This is a genomic window from Mesorhizobium sp. WSM3862, from assembly GCF_002294985.1.
GTDB lineage: Bacteria > Pseudomonadota > Alphaproteobacteria > Rhizobiales > Rhizobiaceae > Mesorhizobium.
In genome coordinates this window covers 107,959-130,509 of record NZ_NSGE01000006.1, presented here as the reverse complement: position 1 = coordinate 130,509, position 22,551 = coordinate 107,959, and the positions used below count along the sequence as shown (strand labels likewise).

The 22,551-nt window shown below is 64.2% G+C and carries 21 protein-coding genes; 11 read left to right on the top strand and 10 right to left on the bottom strand.

Annotated features, from left to right (window positions below; genetic code table 11):
• Positions 1-16: 16 nt before the first annotated feature.
• From dnaN to CK224_RS19700, 6 genes are all read left to right on the top strand, one after another.
• Positions 17-1,135 carry a DNA polymerase III subunit beta gene (gene dnaN, locus CK224_RS19725; protein WP_066996395.1) on the top strand — a complete coding sequence of 373 codons (1,119 nt, stop codon included), beginning with the start codon at positions 17-19 and terminating at the stop codon, positions 1,133-1,135.
• A gap of 87 nt (positions 1,136-1,222) precedes the next feature.
• Positions 1,223-2,383: a DNA replication/repair protein RecF gene (gene recF, locus CK224_RS19720; protein ID WP_095782896.1), complete on the top strand. Its 1,161-nt coding sequence runs from the start codon at positions 1,223-1,225 to the stop codon at positions 2,381-2,383.
• Between the two features lie 213 nt (positions 2,384-2,596).
• On the top strand, positions 2,597-3,352 hold the full coding sequence (locus CK224_RS19715; RefSeq protein ID WP_095783119.1) for a molybdopterin-synthase adenylyltransferase MoeB: 756 nt from the start codon (positions 2,597-2,599) through the stop codon (positions 3,350-3,352).
• A 4-nt stretch (positions 3,353-3,356) separates the two neighbouring features.
• Positions 3,357-3,845 (top strand): GNAT family N-acetyltransferase, encoded by a 489-nt coding sequence (locus CK224_RS19710; RefSeq protein WP_095782895.1) that lies wholly within the window; start codon positions 3,357-3,359, stop codon positions 3,843-3,845.
• Complete coding sequence (locus CK224_RS19705; protein WP_095782894.1) at positions 3,842-5,095, top strand: aconitase X catalytic domain-containing protein; 1,254 nt, start codon at positions 3,842-3,844, stop codon at positions 5,093-5,095. Before CK224_RS19710 ends, CK224_RS19705 begins: the two co-directional genes overlap by 4 nt.
• A complete protein-coding gene (locus CK224_RS19700; protein WP_066996383.1) occupies positions 5,092-5,505 on the top strand; it encodes a DUF126 domain-containing protein in 414 nt (137 codons plus the stop codon). The genes CK224_RS19705 and CK224_RS19700 overlap by 4 nt, the downstream gene beginning before the upstream one ends.
• Before the next feature lie 14 nt (positions 5,506-5,519).
• Here CK224_RS19700 and CK224_RS19695 read toward each other — a convergent pair whose 3' ends face one another.
• The gene (locus CK224_RS19695; protein ID WP_066996380.1) at positions 5,520-6,521 is read right to left on the bottom strand and encodes a D-glycerate dehydrogenase; all 1,002 of its coding nucleotides are present in this window, start codon (positions 6,519-6,521) and stop codon (positions 5,520-5,522) included.
• Positions 6,522-6,689: 168 nt separating this feature from the next.
• Between CK224_RS19695 and CK224_RS19690 the strand changes: the two genes are divergently transcribed.
• The gene (locus CK224_RS19690; protein ID WP_067324770.1) at positions 6,690-7,247 is read left to right on the top strand and encodes an SH3 domain-containing protein; all 558 of its coding nucleotides are present in this window, start codon (positions 6,690-6,692) and stop codon (positions 7,245-7,247) included.
• A 124-nt stretch (positions 7,248-7,371) separates the two neighbouring features.
• Here CK224_RS19690 and irrA read toward each other — a convergent pair whose 3' ends face one another.
• Positions 7,372-7,803, bottom strand: coding sequence for an iron response transcriptional regulator IrrA (irrA, locus tag CK224_RS19685; RefSeq protein ID WP_066996377.1), 432 nt, complete (start codon positions 7,801-7,803; stop codon positions 7,372-7,374).
• A gap of 241 nt (positions 7,804-8,044) precedes the next feature.
• Between irrA and fabA the strand changes: the two genes are divergently transcribed.
• The 4 genes from fabA (at position 8,045) to CK224_RS19665 (ending at position 12,389) form a co-directional block, all read left to right on the top strand.
• The gene (fabA, locus tag CK224_RS19680; RefSeq protein WP_027165888.1) at positions 8,045-8,560 is read left to right on the top strand and encodes a 3-hydroxyacyl-[acyl-carrier-protein] dehydratase FabA; all 516 of its coding nucleotides are present in this window, start codon (positions 8,045-8,047) and stop codon (positions 8,558-8,560) included.
• A gap of 127 nt (positions 8,561-8,687) precedes the next feature.
• Positions 8,688-9,908 (top strand): beta-ketoacyl-ACP synthase I, encoded by a 1,221-nt coding sequence (gene fabB, locus CK224_RS19675; RefSeq protein ID WP_066996374.1) that lies wholly within the window; start codon positions 8,688-8,690, stop codon positions 9,906-9,908.
• Positions 9,909-9,920: 12 nt separating this feature from the next.
• On the top strand, positions 9,921-10,733 hold the full coding sequence (gene fabI / locus CK224_RS19670) for an enoyl-ACP reductase FabI (protein WP_095782893.1): 813 nt from the start codon (positions 9,921-9,923) through the stop codon (positions 10,731-10,733).
• Between the two features lie 102 nt (positions 10,734-10,835).
• Positions 10,836-12,389 (top strand): bifunctional diguanylate cyclase/phosphodiesterase, encoded by a 1,554-nt coding sequence (locus CK224_RS19665; protein WP_095777497.1) that lies wholly within the window; start codon positions 10,836-10,838, stop codon positions 12,387-12,389.
• A gap of 71 nt (positions 12,390-12,460) precedes the next feature.
• On the opposite strand, the gene CK224_RS19660 is transcribed toward CK224_RS19665, so the two are convergent.
• From CK224_RS19660 to CK224_RS19625, 8 genes are all read right to left on the bottom strand, one after another.
• Positions 12,461-13,471: a class I SAM-dependent methyltransferase gene (locus tag CK224_RS19660; RefSeq protein ID WP_095782892.1), complete on the bottom strand. Its 1,011-nt coding sequence runs from the start codon at positions 13,469-13,471 to the stop codon at positions 12,461-12,463.
• An 81-nt stretch (positions 13,472-13,552) separates the two neighbouring features.
• Positions 13,553-15,703 (bottom strand): polyribonucleotide nucleotidyltransferase, encoded by a 2,151-nt coding sequence (gene pnp / locus CK224_RS19655; RefSeq protein ID WP_095782891.1) that lies wholly within the window; start codon positions 15,701-15,703, stop codon positions 13,553-13,555.
• Positions 15,704-16,086: 383 nt separating this feature from the next.
• The gene (gene rpsO, locus CK224_RS19650; protein ID WP_275955123.1) at positions 16,087-16,398 is read right to left on the bottom strand and encodes a 30S ribosomal protein S15; all 312 of its coding nucleotides are present in this window, start codon (positions 16,396-16,398) and stop codon (positions 16,087-16,089) included.
• Between the two features lie 147 nt (positions 16,399-16,545).
• Positions 16,546-17,640 (bottom strand): magnesium/cobalt transporter CorA, encoded by a 1,095-nt coding sequence (gene corA, locus CK224_RS19645; RefSeq protein ID WP_095783118.1) that lies wholly within the window; start codon positions 17,638-17,640, stop codon positions 16,546-16,548.
• Between the two features lie 167 nt (positions 17,641-17,807).
• A complete protein-coding gene (gene truB / locus CK224_RS19640; RefSeq protein WP_095777499.1) occupies positions 17,808-18,770 on the bottom strand; it encodes a tRNA pseudouridine(55) synthase TruB in 963 nt (320 codons plus the stop codon).
• Positions 18,771-19,190 carry a 30S ribosome-binding factor RbfA gene (rbfA, locus tag CK224_RS19635; RefSeq protein WP_066996355.1) on the bottom strand — a complete coding sequence of 140 codons (420 nt, stop codon included), beginning with the start codon at positions 19,188-19,190 and terminating at the stop codon, positions 18,771-18,773.
• A 127-nt stretch (positions 19,191-19,317) separates the two neighbouring features.
• On the bottom strand, positions 19,318-21,885 hold the full coding sequence (gene infB / locus CK224_RS19630; protein WP_095782890.1) for a translation initiation factor IF-2: 2,568 nt from the start codon (positions 21,883-21,885) through the stop codon (positions 19,318-19,320).
• The gene (locus CK224_RS19625; protein ID WP_082980511.1) at positions 21,882-22,532 is read right to left on the bottom strand and encodes an RNA-binding protein; all 651 of its coding nucleotides are present in this window, start codon (positions 22,530-22,532) and stop codon (positions 21,882-21,884) included. The genes infB and CK224_RS19625 overlap by 4 nt, the downstream gene beginning before the upstream one ends.
• Positions 22,533-22,551 lie beyond the last annotated feature (19 nt).

Genomic DNA, 22,551 nt, shown 5'->3' with positions numbered 1-22,551 from the left:
GCGAGCCTGTTTCGTCATGCGTGTTATCCTGGAACGATCCAATCTCCTGAAGTCCCTCAACCACGTCCATCGCGTGGTGGAGCGGCGCAACACCATCCCGATCCTGTCGAATGTGCTGCTCAGCGCCGAGGGCGCCAGCCTGGAAATGAAGGCCACCGACCTCGACCTTGAAGTGACCGAAGCCACGCCGGCCAAGGTCGAGCGCGGCGGCGCGACGACGGTTCCGGCGCATCTGCTCTACGACATCGTGCGCAAGCTGGCCGACGGCGCCGAGGTGATGCTGAAGACCGACGAGGACGGCAACGCGATGACCGTCACGTCCGGGCGCTCCAGCTTCCGCCTGCAGTGCTTGCCGCAGTCCGATTTCCCGGAGCTTTCAGCCGGCTCCTTCTCGCACATCTTCCGGCTCGATTCGGTGGCGCTCAAGGGCCTGATCGAGAAGACGCAGTTCGCGATCTCGACCGAAGAGACGCGCTACTATCTCAACGGCATCTTCCTGCACACGCATGAGGCGGGCGGCAAGCTGAAGCTGCGCTCGGTCGCGACCGACGGGCACCGACTGGCGCGCGCCGAGATCGACGCGCCGGCAGGCTCCGAAGGCATGCCCGGCATCATCATCCCGCGCAAGACGGTGAGCGAGCTGCAGAAACTGGTCGACGACCCGGATATCGCGGTGACGACGGAGCTATCGGATACCAAGATCCGTTTCACCATCGGCAGCGTCATCCTGACCTCCAAGCTGATCGACGGCACCTTCCCCGATTATCAGCGCGTCATCCCGACCGGCAATGACAAGAAGCTGGTTATCGACCGCCAGAGCTTTGCCGCCGCCGTCGACCGCGTCTCGACCATTTCGTCCGAGCGCGGCCGAGCCGTGAAACTGTCGATCAATGACGGCCAGCTCACGCTCGCCGTCAACAATCCGGATTCCGGCAGCGCAACCGAGGAGCTGGCGGCCGAATACTCGTCCGACCCGATCGAGATCGGCTTCAACGCCAAATATCTGCTCGATGTCGCCGCCCAGCTCACCGGTTCGGAAGCCAAGTTCATGCTGGCGGATGCCGGGTCTCCGACGCTGATCCACGACATGGCCGACGAGACCGCGCTCTACGTGCTGATGCCGATGCGGGTCTAGGCTTTGTCTCTTTTGTTGACGCAATTCCGGACGGAAAACCGCTATGCACTTTTCCTGGAATTGCTCTAGCAGGCCTCACATGTCGCCGTGACCTCGGACGCCAAACAGCTTCGGCAGCAGAGCTATATAAGTAAGCTTACACTTACAAATTTTCGCAACTATGCGGGACTTTCGCTTGATCTCGGCCCCGGCGCTGTCGTGCTGTCCGGCGACAATGGCGCCGGCAAGACCAATCTGCTCGAAGCAGTCTCGCTGCTGACGCCGGGGCGCGGGCTGCGCCGCGCGCCTTACGCCGACGTCGCCCGCGAGGGCGGCGATGGCGGCTTTGCCTTGCATGCGCGCATCGAAGGACCGGAAGGTCAGGTCGAAATCGGCACCGGCATTGCCGGCGGCGATGGTGCCGCGGAAGGCGGCAGGCGCGTGCGCATCAACGGCGCGACGGCAAAATCGGCCGAGGATATGCTCGAATGGCTGCGGGTCGTCTGGCTGACGCCGGCGATGGACGGGCTGTTTCCAGGGCCGGCCGCCGACCGCCGCCGCTTCCTCGACCGGCTGGTGCTGGCGATCGACCCCGGCCACGGGCAGCGCGCGCTCGATTACGAGAAGGCGATGCGTGGCCGTAACCGTTTGCTTACGGAAGGCTCGCGCGACAGCGGCTGGCTCGACGCGATCGAGATGCAGATGGCCGAAACCGGGGTGGCGATCGCGGCGGCCAGGGCCGAGCTGGTGCGACTGCTTGCGGCCATGATCGACAAGCTGCCGGGCAGCGGCCCGTTTCCGCAGGCCGACATCAGCCTCGCCGGCGAATTGGAAAGCGAAATCGCGGTCACACCGGCAGTCGACGTCGAGGAGCGATTCCGCGCCATACTCGCCAATGGCCGCGAGCGCGATCGCGCCGCTGGTCGCACGCTCGACGGTCCGCACCGCTCCGACCTCGCAGTCCGTCACCGGCCGAAGTCGATGCCGGCCGAATTGTGCTCGACCGGCGAGCAGAAGGCGCTGCTTGTCGGCATCGTGCTGTCGCATGCGCGGCTGACCGGCGAGATGTCGGGCCTGACGCCGATCCTGTTGCTCGACGAGATCGCCGCGCATCTCGACAGCGGCCGGCGCGCTGCGCTGTTTTCCATCCTCGAAGAGCTCAACTGCCAGGCCTTCATGACCGGCACCGACGCGGCGCTGTTTTCCAGCCTTGCCGGGCGGGCGCAATTCCTGACGGTCGATCACGGCAGCGTCGGCCCGACCGGCTGAACTGTCGAAGAGTTCAAAGCGCCTTGCACGAGCAAGGCTTTGTGCTGCGGGACAAGGCTTCGCTTTGCATGTGAGTGACAAAGCTTCGCTTTGCATATGCATGACAAGGCTTCGCCTTGCATGTCAGTGACAAGGCTTCGCCTTGCATGTCAGTGACAAGGCTTCGCTTTGCATGTGCATGACAAGGTTTCCTGCCCGCTATATGGTCCGGCCATGACGAATGCTGCCCTCACCGACGAAGAGCTCGAGCGCTATGCCCGCCACATCGTGCTGCCCGAAATCGGCGGCTCCGGCCAGCAGAAGCTGAAGCGGGCGCGGGTGCTGGTGATCGGCGCCGGCGGGCTTGGGGCGCCTGTGCTCGAATATCTCGCCGCGGCCGGCGTCGGCACGCTCGGCATCGTCGACGACGATGATGTCTCCTTGTCCAACCTGCAGCGGCAGGTGATCCATGGCAGCGATACTATTGGCATGGCGAAGACCGACAGCGCTTCGGCGGCGATCATGCGCATCAACCCCAATGTCAGGGTGGAACTGCATCGCCTCAGGCTGACCGAGCAAAATGCCCCTGCCCTCGTCGCCCAATACGATATCGTGGTCGACGGCTCCGACAATTTCGAGACACGCTATGCTCTGGCCGATGCCTGCGCCCAGGAAAAGAAGCCCCTGGTCACTGCCGCCGTCGGCCGCTTCGACGGCTCGGTGACGGTGCTGAAGCCATTTGAAACGGGCGCCGATGGCCAGCGCAATCCAGGCTACCGCGACCTTTTTCCGGAAGCGCCGCCCGAAGGGCTGGTGCCATCCTGCGCCGTTGCCGGCATCGTCGGCGCGCTGACGGGCGTCGTCGGCACGCTGGAGGCGATGGAGGCGATCAAGCTGATCGCCGGCATCGGCGAGCCGCTGGTCGGCCGGCTGCTGCTTTACGACGGGCTGACCGCCCGTTTCGACACCGTCCGCTACAAGGCACTCTGAACGCATGGATCAGACGGCCACTCTCCTCGTCAGCGAGCTTCCGCCGGACTTCGCGCAGTGGGACGAATTGCTGGCGCTGATCCGGCGCGCCTTCGCCTATATGGACGGCGTCATCGACCCGCCATCCTCGGCGCATCAGCTCACACCCGAAAACCTCAAGAGCAAGGCCGGGCAAGAAACGCCGTTCCTGGCCATGGAGAACGGCCGGATCGTCGGCTGCGTCTTTGCGATGGAGAGGGCAGACGATTTCTATGTCGGCAAGCTTGCCGTCGAGCCTGGCCTTCAGGGGCGAGGCATAGGCGGACGGCTGATGCAGGCCGTCGACGATCTTGCCCACCGACGCGGCAAGCAGGCCCTTGAGCTGCAGACGCGTATCGAGCTTACGGCGAACCACGCGGCCTTCCTCCGGCTCGGCTTTCGCGAGACCGGGCGCACCGCGCATGCGGGCTACGACAGGCCGACCTCGATCACCATGCGCAAGGTGCTGTCTTGAGCCTCGCGCTCAGCCCGGAGGAACAGGCAACCGCCGCCGGTAAGGACGGCGCGGGAATGGCGATGCGCATCGTCGCCGAGAGCGCGCGCCTGCTCGGCGCGCCACGGCTGATCCCGATCTGTTCGGCGCATATCGACGGCGCGCTCTATCATGGCGATTCCGGCACGCTGTTCGCCGAGCGGCTGGTCGAAGGCGGCGCCAGGATCGCAGTGCGCTCGACGCTCAATGTCGGGGCGCTCGACCTGACGGGCTGCTCGCGCATTCGCCTGGAAGAGCCGCAGCGCGGCATGGCGCGGCGGATGATGGATGCCTATCGCAAGCTCGGCTGCGAGCAAAGCTGGACCTGCGCGCCCTATCAGGCCGGGCACAGGCCGGCACAGGGCAGCGATGTCGCCTGGGGCGAGTCCAATGCGGTGGTGTTCTGCAACTCGGTGCTGGGCGCCCGCACCAACCGCTACGGCGATTTCCTCGACATCGCCTGCGCCATCACCGGCCGCGCACCCGATTATGGCCTGCACCGGGCCGAGAACCGCCGGGCGCGACTGGTGTTCGACGTCTCGGGCCTATCGCCTTCCTTCCTCGCTTCCGAGATCGCCTGGCCGGTGCTGGGCAGCCTCTATGGCCGCGAGGTCGGGGATACGATCGGCGTCGTCGCCGGCATCGCCAACCATCCCGGCGACGACGCGCTAAAGGCCTTCGGCGCCGCTGCCGCTTCCTCCGGCGCGGTCGGGCTGTTCCACATTGCTGGCGTCACGCCAGAGGCGCCGAACGTCGAAACCATTCTGGCCGAGCCTGAACCGGAGGCGGTGATCCACGTCACGCCGCAGATGGCGGCGAAGGCTCGCGCCGGCCTGTCGACGGCGGCGGTGCCGAAAACCATCGATGCGGTCGCCATTGGCAGCCCGCATCTGTCCTTTGCCGAGTTCGAGATGCTGGAGCGGCTGATTGCCGGAAGACGGCTCGCCGTGCCGATCTATGCCTGCACCGGCCGTCATGTGCTTGCCTTCCTGGAGCAGGACGGCCGGCGGAAGAGGCTCGAAGGAAGCGGCGTCGTCATCGTTGCCGACACATGCGTGGTGGTGACGCCGATCATGCCGGAACTTTCCGGCGGCGTGCTGATGACCAATTCGGGCAAGTTCGCGCATTACGCTCCAGGCAACACCGGCTATGCGGTGCTCTATGCCTCGCTCGCCGATTGCGTCGAAAGCGCGGTCGCCGGCAAGCCGCGCTTCACGGACCTCGCCGCATGAGCGCCGCCGCGGAGATATTGGTACGGGGCAAGGCCGGTAAAGGCGAAGCGCTGGTGCTGACGGCGCCGATCAGCTTCTGGGGCGGCGTCGACCCGAAGACAGGGCGCATCGCCGATGTCCGCCACCCGCAGCATGGCGAGGTGATTTCCGGCCGGGTGCTGTTCCTGCCGGGCACCATCGGCTCCTCGTCGGCTTCGGCAGTGCTGATGGAACTGGTCCACAACGGCCGCGGGCCGGCAGCCCTTATCCTGCACGAGCCGGACGCCATTCTTCTGCTCGGCCTGATCGTCGCGCGCGAAATGGGCTGGGAAACGCCTATGGCGGTGCGGCTCGGACGCGGTGTGTTCGACGCCTATCGCGGAAGCACCGTCAAAGTCGACGACGACGGCGCCGTGAGCGTCGCCGCCTGAACAAATCGTGGTTTTCAGGTCCTGAGCGGCAACACACGGTCCGGCGGGCGATGGCCGTCGAAGAAGGCGCGAATGTTGATGATCACCTTCTCGCCCATGTCGATGCGGCCTTCGAGCGTCGCCGAGCCCATATGCGGCAACAGAACGACCTTGCCCTTGTGGGCGAGCTTCAACAGCTTGCTGTTCAGCGCCGGCTCGTGCTCGTAGACGTCGAGGCCGGCGCCGGCGATCTTGCCGTCCTGGATGAGTTTGATCATCGACTCTTCGTCGATGATGTCGCCCCGCGCTGTGTTGACGATGTAGGCCGCCGGCTGCATCAGCGCCAGCCGCCGGGCCGACAGCAGATGAAAGGTCGCCGGCGTCGACGGGCAGTTGACCGAGATGATATCCATCCGGGCGAGCATCTGGTCGAGGCTTTCCCAATAGGTCGCTTCCAATTCGTCCTCGACCGCCGGCAGCACGCGGTGGCGGTTGTGGTAGTGGATGGACAGACCGAACGCCTTGGCGCGCCTGGCGACCGCCGTGCCGATACGGCCCATGCCGACAATGCCCAGGCGCTTGCCCCAGATGCGGCGGCCGAGCATCCAGGTCGGGGACCAGCCGGCCCATTTCTTCTCGCCGGTGAGCACGTTGGCGCCTTCGGCCAGCCTGCGCGGCACGGCGAGCATCAGCGCCATAGTCATGTCGGCGGTGTCTTCGGTAAGCACGTTCGGCGTGTTGGTGACGGTGATGCCTTTCTTGGCAGCCGCCGAGACGTCAATCTTGTCGACGCCGTTGCCGAAATTGGCGATCAGCTTGAGGTTCTCGCCGGCCTGGGCGATCAGCGCGGCATCGATGTGGTCGGTGATGGTCGGGACCAGCACGTCGGCTTCCTTGACCGCCGCAACCAGCTCCGGCTGGGTCATCGGCCGGTCCTCGACATTGAGGCGCGCGTCGAACAGTTCGCGCATGCGGGTCTCCACCGGATCGGGCAGCTTGCGCGTGATGACGACGAGGGGCCGTTTTTTGCCTGCCATTGTTTCCCCGAAGCTTCCTCGAAACCGATCTCGTTGAGACCTCTTTAACCAAGACAAGCGAAACTTGAAGCCAGTCGCGGTATCAGCCCACTCCTGTAACAAGCGGTGCCGCCGAAGACAAAGAAAAAGGGGCGCTCCTCCCACGGACCGGCGCCGAAAGGAATGAACGTGTCTGGTTTCGCCTCGCTCCGCCTGGCTTTCAGCGCAGCCGTTCTCGGCACTCTGCTTTGGGCGCCGCAGACATCCGCGCAAGGCGCGGCCACGTCGGCGCAGACCGTGACGCTGGGGCCGAGCGGCCTGCCGCTGCCGCGCTTCGTCAGCCTGAAATCCGGACGCGTCAACTCGCGCGTCGGTCCGGGCGCCAACTATTCCGTCGACTGGATGTACATGAAGGCCGGACTGCCGATGGAAATCATCCAGGAATTCGACACCTGGCGCCGCGTGCGTGACGCCGACGGCTCCGAAGGCTGGATCAACCAGTCGCTGCTTTCGGGCCGCCGCACCGCGATCGTCGCCCCCTGGCAGCGCGGCAAGGGCGGCCGAATCAATCTGCTCGACGATCCCGACAAGGACGCCGGCGTTGTCGCCATCCTCGAGCCAGGCGTGATGGGCTCGATCAAGAAGTGCGACGGTCAGTGGTGCGAGATGACCTTCGACGGCCATACCGGCTGGGTCGCCCAGTCGCAGGTCTGGGGCGCCTACCCGGGAGAAAAGGTCAAGAACTGATCTATTTTGTCTGGACCATGATCTGATCCAAACCGTAGGTCAGCGTAGCAAAACCGGTTCCGACTTTTCGCGATCATGGTCTTCGAGCCGTATCGCCAGGTCGACGGGCCTCATCGCGGGCAGATCAGTCGCGGCGCTTGGGGCGCAGCCTCACCACGATATCGACGTTGGCGATCTCCATGCCTTCCGGAGGCTCCGGCAGGTTGGAGACGCTCACCGGGCCGCTGGCGATATCGAAGATCCGGTTCTCGCCCTCGACATAGAAGTGGTGGTGATCGGAAGTGTTGGTGTCGAAATAGGTCTTCGACCCTTCGACGGCGAGGATGCGCAGCATGCCGGCCTGGGTGAATTGATGAAGGGCATTGTAGACGGTGGCCAGCGAAACCGGCACACCGGCGGCGATCGCCTCTTCATGCAATTCTTCGGCCGAGAGGTGACGGTCGCCCTTGGCGAAAAGCAGGTCGGCCAGCGCAATGCGCTGGCGCGTCGGCCTCAGGCCGGCTTCGCGAACCCGCTTGTCCACAGCGACATTTTCCTTCCGGCAGCCCGAATCCATCTATCCCGTCTAAGCTTGCAAGCCCCATAGACCGGTCCAGAATGGCAAAAAGAGGTCAATGCCAAAAACTGGACACCACCCGACATATATTCGGTCGCCCAAATGCGATCAATAGCGCGCATTGACCCAGACAGGCGCACGGGTTAAGCGCAAACGCCGGTTTCCGGCCACAAACAGAGTGTGTTAGGAAACCAACGACATGGGCGCCCTGCCGCCCGGAACGAGAACGGGGACGGAATTAATGGCGGGTCAAAAGTCCAGCTACGACTACGAGGAACTGCTTGCCTGCGCCCGCGGCGAGCTGTTCGGACCGGGAAACGCCCAGCTGCCCTACCCGCCGATGCTGATGTTCGACCGCATCACCGAGATCAGCGAGACCGGCGGCGCCTTCGACAAGGGCTTCATCCGTGCCGAGTTCGACATCAAGCCGGATCTTTGGTTCTTCGCCTGCCATTTCATCGGCAATCCGATCATGCCGGGTTGCCTCGGCCTCGACGCCATGTGGCAATTGACCGGCTTCTATCTCGGCTGGCTCGGTGAACCCGGCAAGGGCATGGCGCTGTCGACCGGCGAGGTGAAGTTCAAGGGCATGGTGACGCCATCGGTCAAGAAGGTCGAATATGGCGTCGACTTCAAGCGCGTGATGCGCGGCCGCCTCGTGCTCGGCATCGCCGATGGCTGGCTCAAGGCGGATGGCGAACCCATATACGCGGCAACGGATCTGAAGGTGGGCCTGTCCAAGCAGTCCGCCGCCTGATCGCCATCGCCACGGGGCCTGGCGTGTCCGACGGATGCGCAAGGACGCCGCGGCAGTTTATTTTGCGTATGATCGAAGGCGGAAACCAATTAGGTTTTTCGCCAAACTACGCCGGAAGGAGTTGCGAATGAGACGCGTCGTAGTGACAGGCCTCGGCATTGTGTCGTCGATCGGCAACAACGCCAATGAGGTGCAGGCCTCACTTTACGATGCCAAGTCCGGCATCAGCTTTTCCAATTCCTTCGCCGAGCACGGTTTTCGCTGCCAGGTGTGGGGCGCGCCGACGCTCGACCCGTCGGCGATGATCGACCGCCGCGCAATGCGTTTCCTGAGCCAAGGCGCGGCCTGGAACCATGTCGCCATGGATCAGGCGATCGCGGACGCCGGCCTCGGCGAGAGCGACATCACCAATGAGCGGACCGGCATCGTCATGGGCTCCGGCGGACCGTCGACCAGGACCATCGTGGAAGCCGCCGAAACGACGCTCAAGAACAGCAGCCCGAAGCGGATCGGTCCGTTCGCGGTGCCGAAGGCGATGTCGTCGACCGCTTCGGCCACCTTGGCAACCTGGTTCAAGATCCACGGCGTGAATTACTCGATCTCGTCCGCCTGCTCGACCTCCGCGCACTGCATCGGCAATGCCTGCGAGCTGATCCAGTGGGGCAAGCAGGATATGATGTTCGCCGGCGGCCACGAGGATCTCGACTGGACGATGTCGGACCTGTTCGACGCCATGGGCGCCATGTCGTCGAAATTCAACGACAAGGCATCGGCCGCTTCGCGCGCCTATGATGTCAACCGCGACGGCTTCGTCATCGCCGGCGGCGCGGGCGTTCTGGTGCTGGAAGAGCTGGAGCACGCCAAGGCACGCGGCGCCAAGATCTACGCCGAGATCGTCGGCTACGGCGCGACCTCCGACGGCTACGACATGGTGGCGCCGTCCGGCGAAGGCGCCGTGCGCTGCATGCGGCAGGCGCTTGCAACCGTCTCGACGCCGGTCGACTACATCAACACGCACGGCACATCGACGCCGGTCGGCGATTCCAAGGAAATGGGCGCCATTCGCGAGGTGTTCGGCGACCAGATGCCGTATATCACCTCGACCAAGTCGCTGACCGGCCATTCGCTCGGCGCCGCCGGCGTCCAGGAATCGATCTACTCGATCCTGATGATGCAGGGCGGCTTCATCGGCGAGAGCGCCCATATCGAGGAGCTCGATCCCGAATTCGAGGGCATGCCGATCGTGCGCAAGCGCATCGACAATGCCAAGATCGACACCGTCCTGTCCAATTCCTTCGGTTTCGGTGGCACCAACGCAACGCTGATTTTCCAGCGCTATTCCGCATAAGGATTGCCTTTTATGGAAGGGTTGATGAAGGGCAAGCGCGGGCTTGTCATGGGGGTCGCCAACGATCATTCGATCGCCTGGGGCATCGCCAAGAAACTGTCCGAGCACGGGGCGGAGCTTGCCTTCACCTATCAGGGTGACGCCTTCGGGCGGCGGGTCAAGCCGCTGGCCGAGAAGCTCGGGGCCTCGCTGGTCGTGCCTTGCGACGTCGAGGACAGCGCCTCGGTCACCGCAACCTTCCAGACGCTTCGCGAAGCCTGGGGCGGCCTGGATTTCGTCGTTCACGCCATCGGCTTCTCCGACAAGAACGAGCTCAAGGGCCTCTACGCCGACACCAGCCGCGACAACTTCGTCCGCACCATGGTGATCTCCTGCTATTCCTTTACAGAGATCGCCCGCAATGCCGCCGCGCTGATGACCAATGGCGGCTCGATGATCACGCTGACCTATGCCGGGTCGGTGCGGGTCATGCCGAACTACAATGTCATGGGCGTCGCCAAGGCCGGACTGGAGGCGAGCGTGCGCTATCTCGCCAACGATTACGGCCCGCGCGGCATTCGGGTGAACGGCATCTCGGCAGGACCGGTGCGGACGCTCGCCGGCTCAGGCGTATCCGACGCACGCCACATGTTCTCCTATCAGCAGCGCAATTCGCCGCTACGGCGCACCGTCACCATCGACGAGGTTGGCGGCTCGGCGCTCTACCTGCTGTCCGATCTGTCTTCGGGGGTCACAGGCGAGATCCACTATGTCGATTCCGGCTATCACATCGTCTCCATGCCGACGCTAGAGGAACTGAAGCAGAACGACGGCCCCCGCGAATAATTCGCTAACGAAAAAAGCACCTTCCAGTAAAATTGGAGGCATTGGCGGAAACCCATTTTAAGGAGGTATCCGCTAAACGGCCCTGTAGTTCAGGGACCTTGCATGTCTGCAGTCAGCAACCCGAAGCGAACACCGCTGTTCCGGCTGATCACCATCGCCAGCTCGGCCATGGGCAGTTTTATCCTCGGACTCTGGGGGTTGCGCTTCGGCTTCGGCGACGGCCTAGCCGGCATGTCTGCCGGGACGATGGCGGGTATCATCGCCGCGCTCTGTGCCCTTTCCGCCGGCGGCGCCGCGATGTCATTCTTCGCAGGCATCGATGAATCGGCCGAATACGTCTTCAAGGAAACCCATTTCGACAAGATGACCGGCCTGCTGACGCGCCAGGCGATCGTCGGAAAGGTCGCAGCGGCGGCAGCGGAAACGCTGGAGACCGGCGAACCGATCTATCTGATCGATATCGACATCGACCGCTTCAAGCAGATCAACGACGCCATCGGCTACAGTCATGGCGACGAGCTGATCCGCGCCTTCACCAAAAGGCTGAAGGAGAGCATGCCGGAGGATGCCGTGATCGGGCGGCTCGGCGCCGGCGAATTCGCCGTGCTCTTGCCGGACCGTGAGATCCGGGGATATCTCGAACGGTTCCTCGAAACATTCATCAACCGCATGATGGAGCCCTACCAGCTCCAGACGCATCTGCAGTCGGTCAGCATGTCCGTCGGTATCGTGGCGATGCCGAAGGACGGCGTCGATCCGGTGCTCATCCTTCGCCGCTCAAACCTGGCGCTGCAGAATGCGCGCGCAAGCGGCATCGGCAACTGGTCGGTCTTCCACGCCGACATGGGCCGCGTTGCGGACCACCGGCAATGGATTGAATCGGAGCTGAAAACCGCCTTCGACCGCGGCGACTTCAGCCTCCACTACCAGCCGCAATTCGACCTCCAGGGCGGCCGCGTCGTCGGCTATGAAGCGCTGATCCGGTGGAAGCATCCGGAACGCGGCATGATCCCGCCGATGGAATTCATTCCGATCGCCGAGGAAACCGGCATGATCAACCCGATCGGCGAATGGGTGCTGCGCAAGGCTTGCAGCGACGCCCAGTACCTGCCGGAGGATTGCTTCGTCGCCGTCAACATCTCGCCGGTCCAGTTCATGACCAGGGACTTCGTCGGCATCGTGCGCCAGACCATGGCATCGACCGGCATCAAGCCGTCGCGGCTGGAACTCGAAGTCACCGAAACGGCGATGATGCAGGACCGCGACCGCGCGGCCGTCATCCTGCGGCAACTCGCCGAGATGGGCATCTCGGTCGCCGTCGACGATTTCGGCACCGGCTATTCCAACCTGAGCTATCTGATCGACTTCTCGTTCGGCAAGCTGAAGATCGACCGCTCCTTCGTCAGCCGCATCGATACCGATTCCAGCTCGGGCGCTGTCGTCTCGACCATCGTCGGGCTATCGCGGGCGCTCGGCGTCGGCATCATCGCCGAAGGCGTCGAGACCGAGAACCAGGCGACGCTGCTGAGAGCCGCCGGTTGCGAGGTGGTGCAGGGTTATCTGTTCGGCCGCCCCGCGCCACTCGAGATCGAGCTCGGCGCGTTGCGCCCTGTCCATGCCAGGCGCGAGCCGGCACGCCTCGTCAGCCTGCAGTAGGGCGCTGCGTTCTTTTCCTCAAGCAATCACGGGACGGAAAACCGTCTCACGCGCTTTTCCTGGAATTGCTTTTAACGCCGCGCCGAAAACACCTTGAACATGCCATCGCGCGCAACCTCGGCGTGGCTGGAGAAGGCTCCCGCCAGCACCTGTTCGTAAGGCAACTGCCGGTTCGCCACCATGAACAGGCGTCCACCTGGTTTCAGCGCCTTCGACGCCGCGCGGATCATGCCAGCGCCGATGCCCGGGTCGGCAGCCCTGCCGCTGTGGAAGGGCGGGTTCATGACGATCGCGTCGTAACCTCGCTCGACCGTTTCGGTCAGCAGATCGGTCCAGAAGAAGCGCGGCTCGACTGCGGTTGCGCGGATATTGGCCTTTGCCGCCTGCAGGGCCTCGAAATCCGCTTCGTAGAGGTCGAGACCGGACAGCCCTGTCGAGCGTTCCATCACTTCGGCCGCCAGATAGCCCCAGCCGGCACAGAAATCGGCGACATTGCCCGCAAGCCCCTGCGGCAGGCTGTCCAGCAGAAGCTTCGATCCTGCGTCGACCCGATCGAAGGAGAACATGCCGGGCGCGGTGCGGAAGCGGCCTTCGACGATCAGATTAGGGTTGGCGGCGCGAAGCGCCCGGGCCGCATCCATGCCGGCCTGGCGGAACCAGAAGGCGACGCCGTGATGCTTCGGCAGGTGGGCTTCGAGCGGCGCCAGCGCGCCCACGCGCTTGCGCAGGCTATCGATGCCGTCTTCCTTGCCGCCGGCGACGACGATCAATCCGCCGGGCGCGACGCGCTCGATGGCTTCGGCGATGCGCAGCTCGTTCTGGCCGCGATGCCGGCCGGCCAGCACAAGGGCAGCATCGAAGGCCGAGCGTTCCGCCCTCGGCGTGACCGAATAGCCGGCTGCCTGCAGAGCACGAAAATGCGGCCGAAAGCCTTGCACGAGATGCAGCGCCGCAGCGACGCCGCCGGGCAAACGGAAACCAGGCTCAGCGCCAAGAAAGAGGAGCCGGGCATCGCTTCGCGGCCAAGGCAGCGCTTCGGCCTCAAATGGATAGAACAGCGTCTTCAGCGGCTCAGCGGCCATTCACCTACCCTTGAAGGGCGCTTGAAATAGAAACGGGCGCGACCTTGCAGCGCGCCCGTCTCAATCATGCGGTCAGGCCGATCAGGCGGCGTCTTCCTCGCCTTCCGGCTTCTTCTTTTCCTGAACGATTTCCTTGCCGGTCGCCTGGTCGACGACCTTCATCGACAGGCGCACCTTGCCGCGCTCGTCGAAGCCCATCAGCTTGACCCAAACCTTATCGCCTTCCTTGACGACGTCGGAGGTCTTGGCGACGCGCTCATTGGCGAGCTGCGAGATGTGGACGAGGCCGTCGCGCGGGCCGAAGAAGTTGACGAAGGCGCCGAAGTCGGCCGTCTTGACGACGGTACCTTCATAGATCTCGCCGACTTCCGGCTCGGCCACGATGGTGTGGATCCACTTCTTCGCCGCCTCGATCTCCTTGGCGTTGGCCGACGCGATCTTGACCGTGCCGTCATCCTCGATGTTGATCTTGGCGCCGGTCTTCTCGACGATCTCGCGGATCACCTTGCCGCCGGAGCCGATGACGTCGCGGATCTTGTCGGTCGGGATGTGCATGACCTCGATGCGCGGCGCGAATTCGCCGAGCTCGGCGCGCGAGGAAGATATGGCATGCGCCATCTCGCCCAGGATGTGCAGCCGGCCTTCCTTGGCCTGGCCGAGCGCGATGCCCATGATCTCCTCGGTGATGCCATCGATCTTGATGTCCATCTGCAGCGAGGTGACGCCGTTGGCGGTGCCGGCGACCTTGAAGTCCATGTCGCCGAGATGATCCTCGTCGCCAAGGATGTCGGAGAGCACCGCGAAGCGCTCGCCTTCCTTGATCAGGCCCATGGCGATGCCGGCCACAGGCTTGGCGATCGGCACGCCGGCATCCATCAGCGCCAGCGAGGTGCCGCAGACCGTCGCCATCGAGGACGAGCCGTTCGACTCGGTGATCTCCGAGACGACGCGCAGCGTGTACGGGAACTGGTCCGCCGAAGGCAGCATCGGGTGGATCGCGCGCCAGGCAAGCTTGCCGTGGCCGATCTCGCGGCGGCCCGGCGAGCCCATGCGGCCGGTTTCGCCAACCGAATAGGGCGGGAAGTTGTAGTGGAGGAGGAACTTCTCCTTGTACATGCCGATCAGCGAATCGACGAACTGCTCATCCTCGCCGGTGCCGAGCGTGGCAACGACCAGCGCCTGAGTCTCGCCGCGGGTGAACAGCGCCGAACCATGGGTACGCGGCAGGACGCCAACTTCGGCGACGATCTTGCGCACGGTCTTCAGGTCGCGGCCGTCGATGCGCGAGCCGGTGTCCAGGATGTTCCAGCGTACGACCTTGGCCTGGAGCTCCTTGAAGACGCTTGCGATCTGCTCCGAGGAGTATTTCGGATCCTCGCCTTCGGCCGGCGTGAACGCGGCCTTGACCTTCGCCTTGACGGCGTCGACGGCCGCGTAGCGGGACTGCTTCTCGATGATCTTGTAGGCGTCGCGAAGTTCGTCGCCGACAACCTTCAGCATCTCGCCTTCGAGCTGCGAATGGTCCGGCGCGGTGAAGTCGCGCGGATCCTTGGCGGCGACCTCGGCCAGCTTGATGATGGCGTCGATCACCGGCTGGAAGCTCTTGTGACCGAACACGACGGCGCCGAGCATGAGCTCCTCGCTGAGCTCCTTGGCCTCGGATTCGACCATCAGCACGGCGTCGGCGGTGCCGGCGACGACGAGGTCGAGCCTCGATTCCTCCATCTCGTCGATATGCGGATTGAGCACATACTCGCCGTTGATGTAGCCGACGCGGGCGCCCCCGATCGGGCCCATGAAGGGCACGCCGGACAGCGTGAGCGCGGCCGAGGTAGCGACGATCGACAGGATGTCCGGATCGTTCTCGAGATCGTGCTGGACGACGGTGACGACGATCTGGGTGTCGTTCTTGTAGCCGTCAGCAAACAGCGGACGGATCGGTCGGTCGATCAGGCGGGAAACCAGCGTTTCCTTCTCGCTCGGACGGCCCTCGCGCTTGAAGTAGCCGCCCGGAATCTTGCCGGCGGCATAGGTCTTTTCCTGGTAGTTGACGGTGAGCGGGAAGAAATCGAGGCCGGGCTTCGGCTCCTTCATCGAAACGACGGTGGCGAGAACCACGGTCTCGCCGTAGGTGGCGAGCACCGCGCCGTCAGCCTGGCGAGCGATCTTCCCGGTTTCCAGGATGAGCGGACGGCCGCCCCATTCGATTTCCACTTTGTGTTGATTGAACATATCTTGTCCTTCATGTGCGGAAAGGGCCGCGCCGTCTCAACGGTCGCGGAGCATCCCTTCCCTGGCTTCCTTCGGGCAGCCACGGGCAAGACAACGGGAAGCTCGACAGGTGGCGATTGCCGAGCGAGCATCCTGCAATCCTGCCCCATGACCGTCCATGGGCGGTTCCGAACGGCCCTTTGCGCTTCCGGAACCGGGTCTGGCCGACCGGTCGGCCGGCCTTTTGCGCACGACGCCGGAAACCCCTGTTTCCGAGACGCGCCATGCGCGATGCGAATTTCGAGAGCGCGCGGCGCGCTCCACTCCAGCATCGGGCAGCGGAGCGACCGGTCCGCCAATGCGCGACCGGCGGGCTCTCCGCAGAGAGCCCGCCGGTCAATTCGTCAGCGACGGAGACCGAGCTTGTCGATCAGCGTCTGATAGCGCGTGTCATCCTTGCGCTTGAGGTAATCAAGCAGGCTGCGGCGCTGGGAAACGAGAGCAAGCAAACCACGGCGGGAATGGTTATCCTTCTTGTGGTCCTTGAAGTGCTCCGTCAGGTTCTTGATGCGCTCGGAAAGGATGGCAACCTGGACTTCCGGGGACCCGGTATCGCCCTTCGCGGTCGCGAATTCGGCCATCAGTTCTTTTTTGCGATCGGCAGTAATCGACATCGTGTTTTTCCTTATCTGTTCGAGGAAACGGGACGCCCTCAGCCGGGATGTCGTCCAGCAGGGGCCGGTGCAAGCAGCGCGTCAGGGCGCGAAGCTGCCGCGCATATAGTGCAATTTCCCGCAAAACACCAGCCTAATTGTCAAGCCGGCTTGTCGCATGTCCTGCCGCAAAAACAGAGGGTTCTGCTGCTACAGCCACTTCTTCCATTTGAAGAAGGCGACGAGCCCAGCAGCAACGACCAGCATGAACAAAAGTGCCGCCGGGTAGCCGTAGTAGGCCTTGAGCTCCGGCATGTTCCAGGGCGAGCTATCCGGGTCGAAGTTCATGCCCCAGACACCGACGAGGAAGGTGAGCGGCATGAAGATCACCGAGACGATGGTCAGATAGGAGATGACGTCGTTGGTGCGTGCCTGGGTCAGCGACAGATGCATTTCGATCAAGCCGGTCAGCATGTCGCGCTGAGTCTCGACCAGCTCGATCAGCCGCAGCGCATGGTCGAGCGTGTCGTTGAAGAATATCTTGGTCTCGGCCTTCACGAAGAGCACGTCGTTGCGGATCAGCGTCGCCAGCGCGTCGCGCATCGGCCACAGCACGCCCTTCAGCACGTTGGCGTCGCGCCGCAATTCGTGCAACTGCCGCATCTGCTGCTTGTGGGGCGTGCTGAGCATCTGGTCTTCGATGCCGTCGACCAATTCGCTCACCGTCTCGATCGGCGGGAAATAGCTGTCGACGATGGCGTCGATCAGCGCATAGGCGAGATAGTCGGCGCCGCGCGAGCGCAGCCGGTTGGGCATGGGAGCCGCGATGCGCTTGCGCACTGGATCGAACGGGTCGCCCTCGCGCTCCTGAAAGGTGACGACGAAATTCTCGCCGAAGAACACCGCGATCTGCTCGTAGCGATGCGCGGCGACATCGTCGATCATGCGCATGACGACGAAGGCGTGGTCCTCGAAGAAATCCACCTTCGGCCGCTGGCCGGTGTTGACGACATCCTCGAGCGCCAGCGGATGAAGGTCGAAAATCCGGCCGATCTCTTCGATCAGCGGGATGTTCGCGAGCCCCGTGCAATCAAGCCAGACGACCGGCCAGCGGTCGCAATGGGTGTTGAGCTCGTCGATGCTGGCATTGTCGATGGTTTTGTATTTCTCCGGCGAGATCAACGTCAGCCGAAGCTCGCTGCGCCGCGCCGCCGGATCGGCGATCAAGGTGCCGGGCGAAGCGCCGACCGGCGGCCGGCGGATTTTCAGCGGCGCCCGCTTTCCGACGGTCTCAGCCATTGCCACAATCCTCTGGGCCATAATCCTCTGGGCCATGATTCCTCTGGGCCATGAGCTCCCCTGGGGCGCGACGTCATAGCAGATCGCTGCTCTAACCGTCGGCTTTCATGCAATTCCGACGAGAACCGTTACACGTTTTCCTGGAACTGCGAGCCGAAACTAGCCGAGTGCCGTCAACCGGCAAAGACCCGCTTGGGCTTGAACATGCCCTGTTCGATGGCGCCGATGGCGACGAGCTTGCCGCGCGCCGTGGCACAGGCCTCCTCGGCCTCGACCGGCGCGTCGCGCCCTCGAATGATGACGGGATTGCCGAGGCGGATCTTGGTCGCGGCGTCGTCGCTGACGGCGACCTGCGGCAAGCAGTCAAGTGCTGCGGCGGTCTCGACCAGCAGCGCATCGATGGCGCCGAAATCGACCGACACCTCGGCTTCTTCGTCCGAATTCTCATCCGTCTTGCCGCCGAAGCGCGCCGCTTCGAGCTCGGCGACGGTGACGAAATCGTCCGCCGTGAACGGCTCGACCTCGACGCGGCGCAACTCGGAGATGTGGCCGAAGCAGCCCAGATCGCGACCCATGTCGCGCGCCAGCGAGCGCACATAGGTGCCCTTGCCGCACTCGACCTCGAAGACGGTTCTATCGACACCATGCTCGACGATGTCCAAACGGCCGATTTCGATCTCGCGGGCGGGAATGTCGACCGTCTCGCCGTCGCGGGCAAGATCGTAGGCGCGCTCGCCGGCAATCTTGACGGCAGAAAATTGCGGCGGCGTCTGCATGATGACGCCGGTGTATTTCGGCAGCAGCGCCCGCACCTCGGCCTCGGCCGGGCGGCGGTCCGAGCTGTTCGTCACCGGCCCTTCGAGGTCGTCGGTCGACCGCTCCTCGCCCCAGGCGACGGTGAAGCGGTAGACCTTGGCGCCATCCTGCACGTAAGGCACGGTCTTGGTCGCCTCGCCGAGCGCGATCGGCAGCATGCCGGAAGCCAACGGGTCGAGCGTGCCGGCATGGCCGGCCTTCTCCGCTTGGAACAGCCATTTGATCTTGGAGACGGCTTCGGTCGAGCCCATGCCGACCGGCTTGTCCAGCACCACCCAGCCGGAGACCGGCCGGCCCTTTTTCTTGCCGCGGCGCGCCACCTATTCCTCGTCCTTGTCGTTGTTTTTATTCTGGTGGTCGAGATCGCGCGCGACCTCGGGCGATTTCAGCAATTCGTTGATCCTGGCGAAATTGTCGAAAGACGTATCGAGCCGGAAGCGAAACTCGGGCATGTACTTCATCTGCCTGAGCGCGCCCGAGACGCGGCCGCGAATGAATTTCGCATGCCTGTTGAGCGCCCCGACCACGGCATCGGTGTCGCCGACACCAAGCGGTGAAACGAAGGCGGTGGCGATCTTGAGGTCGGGCGACATGCGTACTTCCGAGACCGAGACGACGCTGTTCTCGATCAACGGGTCGATGATTTCGCCGCGCTGCAGGGTCTCGGATAGGGCGTGACGCACCTGCTCGCCGACGCGCAGCATGCGCTGGGAGGGGCCTGATGTTGTCGAACGGGACATTTTTCTTCAGTCCTGAAATCGTGAAGCGCGGGATGGGACCGCGCCACATGTCTCAACTACGAAACAAGGATCTCGGGCGGCAGCCTTGCGGCCGCCGCCCGGTGAACTCCGGCAAGTATATCCGAAATTAGAGCGTCCGGCTCACCATCTCGACGCGGAAGCACTCGATGACATCGCCGACGCGCATGTCCTCGTAGTTCTGGAAGGCCATGCCGCATTCCTGACCGCCCGGCACTTCCGAAACCTCGTCCTTGAAGCGCTTCAGCGTTTTCAGCGTGCCTTCGTGGACGACGACGTTGTCGCGGATCAGGCGCACGCCCGCGCCACGCTCGACCTTGCCTTCGGTGACGCGGCAGCCGGCGATCTTGCCGACCTTCGAGATGTCGAAGATCTCGAGGATCTCGGCATTGCCGATGAAGGTCTCGCGCCGCTCGGGCGAGAGCATGCCGGAAAGAGCTGCCTTCACGTCATCGACGAGGTTGTAGATGATCGAATAGTAGCGGATCTCGATGCCGGCAGCGGCAGCAGCCGTGCGCGCCTGCGCATTGGCGCGGACGTTGAAGCCGATGATCGCAGCGCCCGAGGTCTCGGCAAGCGAGACGTCGGTTTCTGTGATGCCGCCGGCACCCGAATGGACGATCCGTACCCTGACCTCGTCGTTGCCGAGCTTTTCGAGCGCAGCGTTGATCGCTTCGATCGAGCCCTGCACGTCGCCCTTGATGACCAGCGGAAACTCCTTCAGCCCGCTCGCTTGCAACTGCGACATCATCTGCTCGAGCGAGCCGCGCTGGCCGGCATGCTTGGCCACCGCCTTCTCGCGCGCCAGGCGCTGGCGATACTCGGTGATCTCACGCGCACGCGCCTCGTTGTTGACGACCGCGAAGCGGTCGCCTGCCTGCGGCGTGCCCTGGAGGCCGAGCACCTCGACCGGCATTGCCGGCGGCGCTTCCGGCACATGCTCGCCGCGATCGTTGACCAGCGCGCGGACACGGCCCCATTCGTTGCCGGCGACGATGATGTCGCCGGGCATCAGCGTGCCGGTCTGCACCAGCACGGTGGCGACCGGACCGCGGCCCTTGTCCAGCTGCGCCTCGATGACCGCGCCTTCGGCGGTGCGGTCGGGATTGGCCTTGAGGTCGAGGACTTCGGCTTGCAGCAGAATCGCTTCCAGCAGCTTGTCGAGATTGGTGCCCTTGGTCGCCGAAACCTCGACGTCCAGCACCTCACCGCCCATCGATTCCACGAACACTTCGTGGCGCAGCAGTTCAGTGCGCACCTTCTGCGGGTCGGCGTCACGCTTGTCGATCTTGGTGATCGCCACGATGATCGGCACGCCGGCCGCCTTGGCGTGATTGATCGATTCGATCGTCTGCGGCATGACGCTGTCGTCGGCCGCCACCACCAGCACGGCGATGTCGGTCACCTGGGCGCCGCGAGCGCGCATCGCCGTGAAGGCGGCGTGGCCGGGCGTGTCGATGAAGGTGATCTTCTGACCGTTCTTCTCGATCTGGTAGGCGCCGATATGCTGGGTGATGCCGCCGGCCTCGCCTGAGACGACATTGGCGTTGCGGATGGCGTCGAGCAGCGAGGTCTTGCCGTGGTCGACGTGGCCCATGATGGTCACCACGGGCGGACGCGACACCAGGTCTTCCGGGCGGTCGGCGATGTTGAACAGGCCTTCCTCGATGTCGGACTCGGCGACGCGGCGGACCGTATGGCCGAATTCGGAAGCGACCAGCTCGGCCGTATCGGCGTCGATGACGTCGCCCGGCTTCAAGATCTGGCCCTGCTTCATGAAGAACTTGACCACGTCCACGGCGCGCTCGGACATGCGCTGCGCCAGTTCCTGGATGGTGATGGTTTCGGGCAGGATCACTTCGCGCATGACTTTCTCGCGCGGCTCGTTGTGCATCGCGCGCTTGAATTTTTCCTGGCGGCGGCGCATCGACGACAGCGAGCGGCCGCGCGCATCTTCATCCGACAGCGCGGTGTTCAGCGTCAGCTTGCCGCGGCGACGGTCTTCCTCGCCCTTGGTCGGCTTGGCCGGCCGCGCGACTTCCGGCGTGACCAGACGGCGCACAGGCGCTCCGGCGCCGGCACCACCAGGGCGCCGCGGCTTGACCTCCTCTTCCTCGTCGGCCGTGGCCAGCTCGGCGGCTTGCGGGGCGCGGCGGCGCGCTTCTTCCTCGGCGCGGCGGCGGGACTCGGCCTCGGTTTGCAGACGTGCCTCTTCTTCGGCCTGACGGCGGGCGGACTCCTCACGCTCGCGCTTGCGGCGCTCTTCCTCCTCGGCGCGGCGCTTGGCCTCTTCCTGGGCGCGCTGACGATCCTCGATCTCACGCGCCTTCGAGCCTTCGAGCGCCCTGCGGCGCGCTTCCATCTCACCGCGCGACAATTCGTTCAGCACCATGCCGGAGCGTTCCGGCTGCGGCGGCGCCTTCGGCGCTTCCGGCACGGCAGGCGCGGGTGCCACGGCTGCGGGCTTCGGGGTGAAGACGGACGGCGCCACCGGCTCCGGCTTGTCGCCGGGCAGCGAGAACTTGCGCTTCTTGGTCTCGACCACGACCGACTTGGTGCGTCCGTGCGAGAAATTCTGGCGCACGGTGCCCTGCTCGAGGCCAGGGCGCTTCAGCGTCAAGGTCTTCTTCGGCGTAACGCTCAACGTCTTGTCGTCGCCCGATTTCGTATCGCTCATTCCATATCCTCTGCGGCATCATCATCGTCAGCAACGGCCGCAAGCATTGCCAAATCGTCCGGGGTTCCGCCCCGATAACGGTCGAGCGCAACCATGCGCTTCTCAACCGCCTTACCCGCATCCTGCGCGAGGACGGCAGCATGTATCACATTTGTACCCCCCAATGCCAAGCTCAACTCGGCTTCGGGGAAAAGTTTGTAGGCCGGTGTAGCGGGGCCGCCGAGATGAACGGTTGCCCGCCGCGCCTGACTGATCTTGCGCACGCCGTCGTCCGAGGCTTCCTTCGCGTGCAGCACGAAGAGCGCCTGCCCGTCGCGCACGGCAGCCTCTACCTTGGCGGCGCCCAGTACGACCGCTCCGGCCTTGCGAGCAAGACCCAACATGCCCAGGGCGGATCTGGAAAGCAGCCCGTCGACCATGTCGCCGAGTTCGGCTGGAACGGTGACCTGCGCCTTGAAAGCGCGGGCAAACAGGTTCTTCGCCGCTGCCTTGTCGATATGTAGGCGATCGGCGGTGACCCAGCAACCGCGGCCGGGCAGATTTCGCTTGATGTCCGGAACGACGGCCGAATCCGGGCCGACGACGAAGCGGATCAGTTCATCCGCTTCGGCCTGCCTGCGCGTGACGATGCAAGTGCGATCGTTCATGTCGTCCACGGGTTTTGCG

Excerpts from the sequence above, each read along its gene's own strand:
- dnaN (WP_066996395.1), top strand. The coding sequence starts at position 17 with ATGCGTGTTATCCTGGAACGATCCAATCTCCTGAAGTCCCTCAACCAC.
- CK224_RS19715 (WP_095783119.1), top strand. The coding sequence starts at position 2,597 with ATGACGAATGCTGCCCTCACCGACGAAGAGCTCGAGCGCTATGCCCGC.
- CK224_RS19710 (WP_095782895.1), top strand. The coding sequence starts at position 3,357 with ATGGATCAGACGGCCACTCTCCTCGTCAGCGAGCTTCCGCCGGACTTC.
- CK224_RS19700 (WP_066996383.1), top strand. The coding sequence starts at position 5,092 with ATGAGCGCCGCCGCGGAGATATTGGTACGGGGCAAGGCCGGTAAAGGC.
- CK224_RS19695 (WP_066996380.1), bottom strand. The coding sequence starts at position 6,521 with ATGGCAGGCAAAAAACGGCCCCTCGTCGTCATCACGCGCAAGCTGCCC.
- irrA (WP_066996377.1), bottom strand. The coding sequence starts at position 7,803 with ATGGATTCGGGCTGCCGGAAGGAAAATGTCGCTGTGGACAAGCGGGTT.
- fabA (WP_027165888.1), top strand. The coding sequence starts at position 8,045 with ATGGCGGGTCAAAAGTCCAGCTACGACTACGAGGAACTGCTTGCCTGC.
- fabB (WP_066996374.1), top strand. The coding sequence starts at position 8,688 with ATGAGACGCGTCGTAGTGACAGGCCTCGGCATTGTGTCGTCGATCGGC.
- fabI (WP_095782893.1), top strand. The coding sequence starts at position 9,921 with ATGGAAGGGTTGATGAAGGGCAAGCGCGGGCTTGTCATGGGGGTCGCC.
- CK224_RS19665 (WP_095777497.1), top strand. The coding sequence starts at position 10,836 with ATGTCTGCAGTCAGCAACCCGAAGCGAACACCGCTGTTCCGGCTGATC.
- CK224_RS19660 (WP_095782892.1), bottom strand. The coding sequence starts at position 13,471 with ATGGCCGCTGAGCCGCTGAAGACGCTGTTCTATCCATTTGAGGCCGAA.
- pnp (WP_095782891.1), bottom strand. The coding sequence starts at position 15,703 with ATGTTCAATCAACACAAAGTGGAAATCGAATGGGGCGGCCGTCCGCTC.
- rbfA (WP_066996355.1), bottom strand. The coding sequence starts at position 19,190 with ATGTCCCGTTCGACAACATCAGGCCCCTCCCAGCGCATGCTGCGCGTC.
- infB (WP_095782890.1), bottom strand. The coding sequence starts at position 21,885 with ATGAGCGATACGAAATCGGGCGACGACAAGACGTTGAGCGTTACGCCG.
- CK224_RS19625 (WP_082980511.1), bottom strand. The coding sequence starts at position 22,532 with ATGAACGATCGCACTTGCATCGTCACGCGCAGGCAGGCCGAAGCGGAT.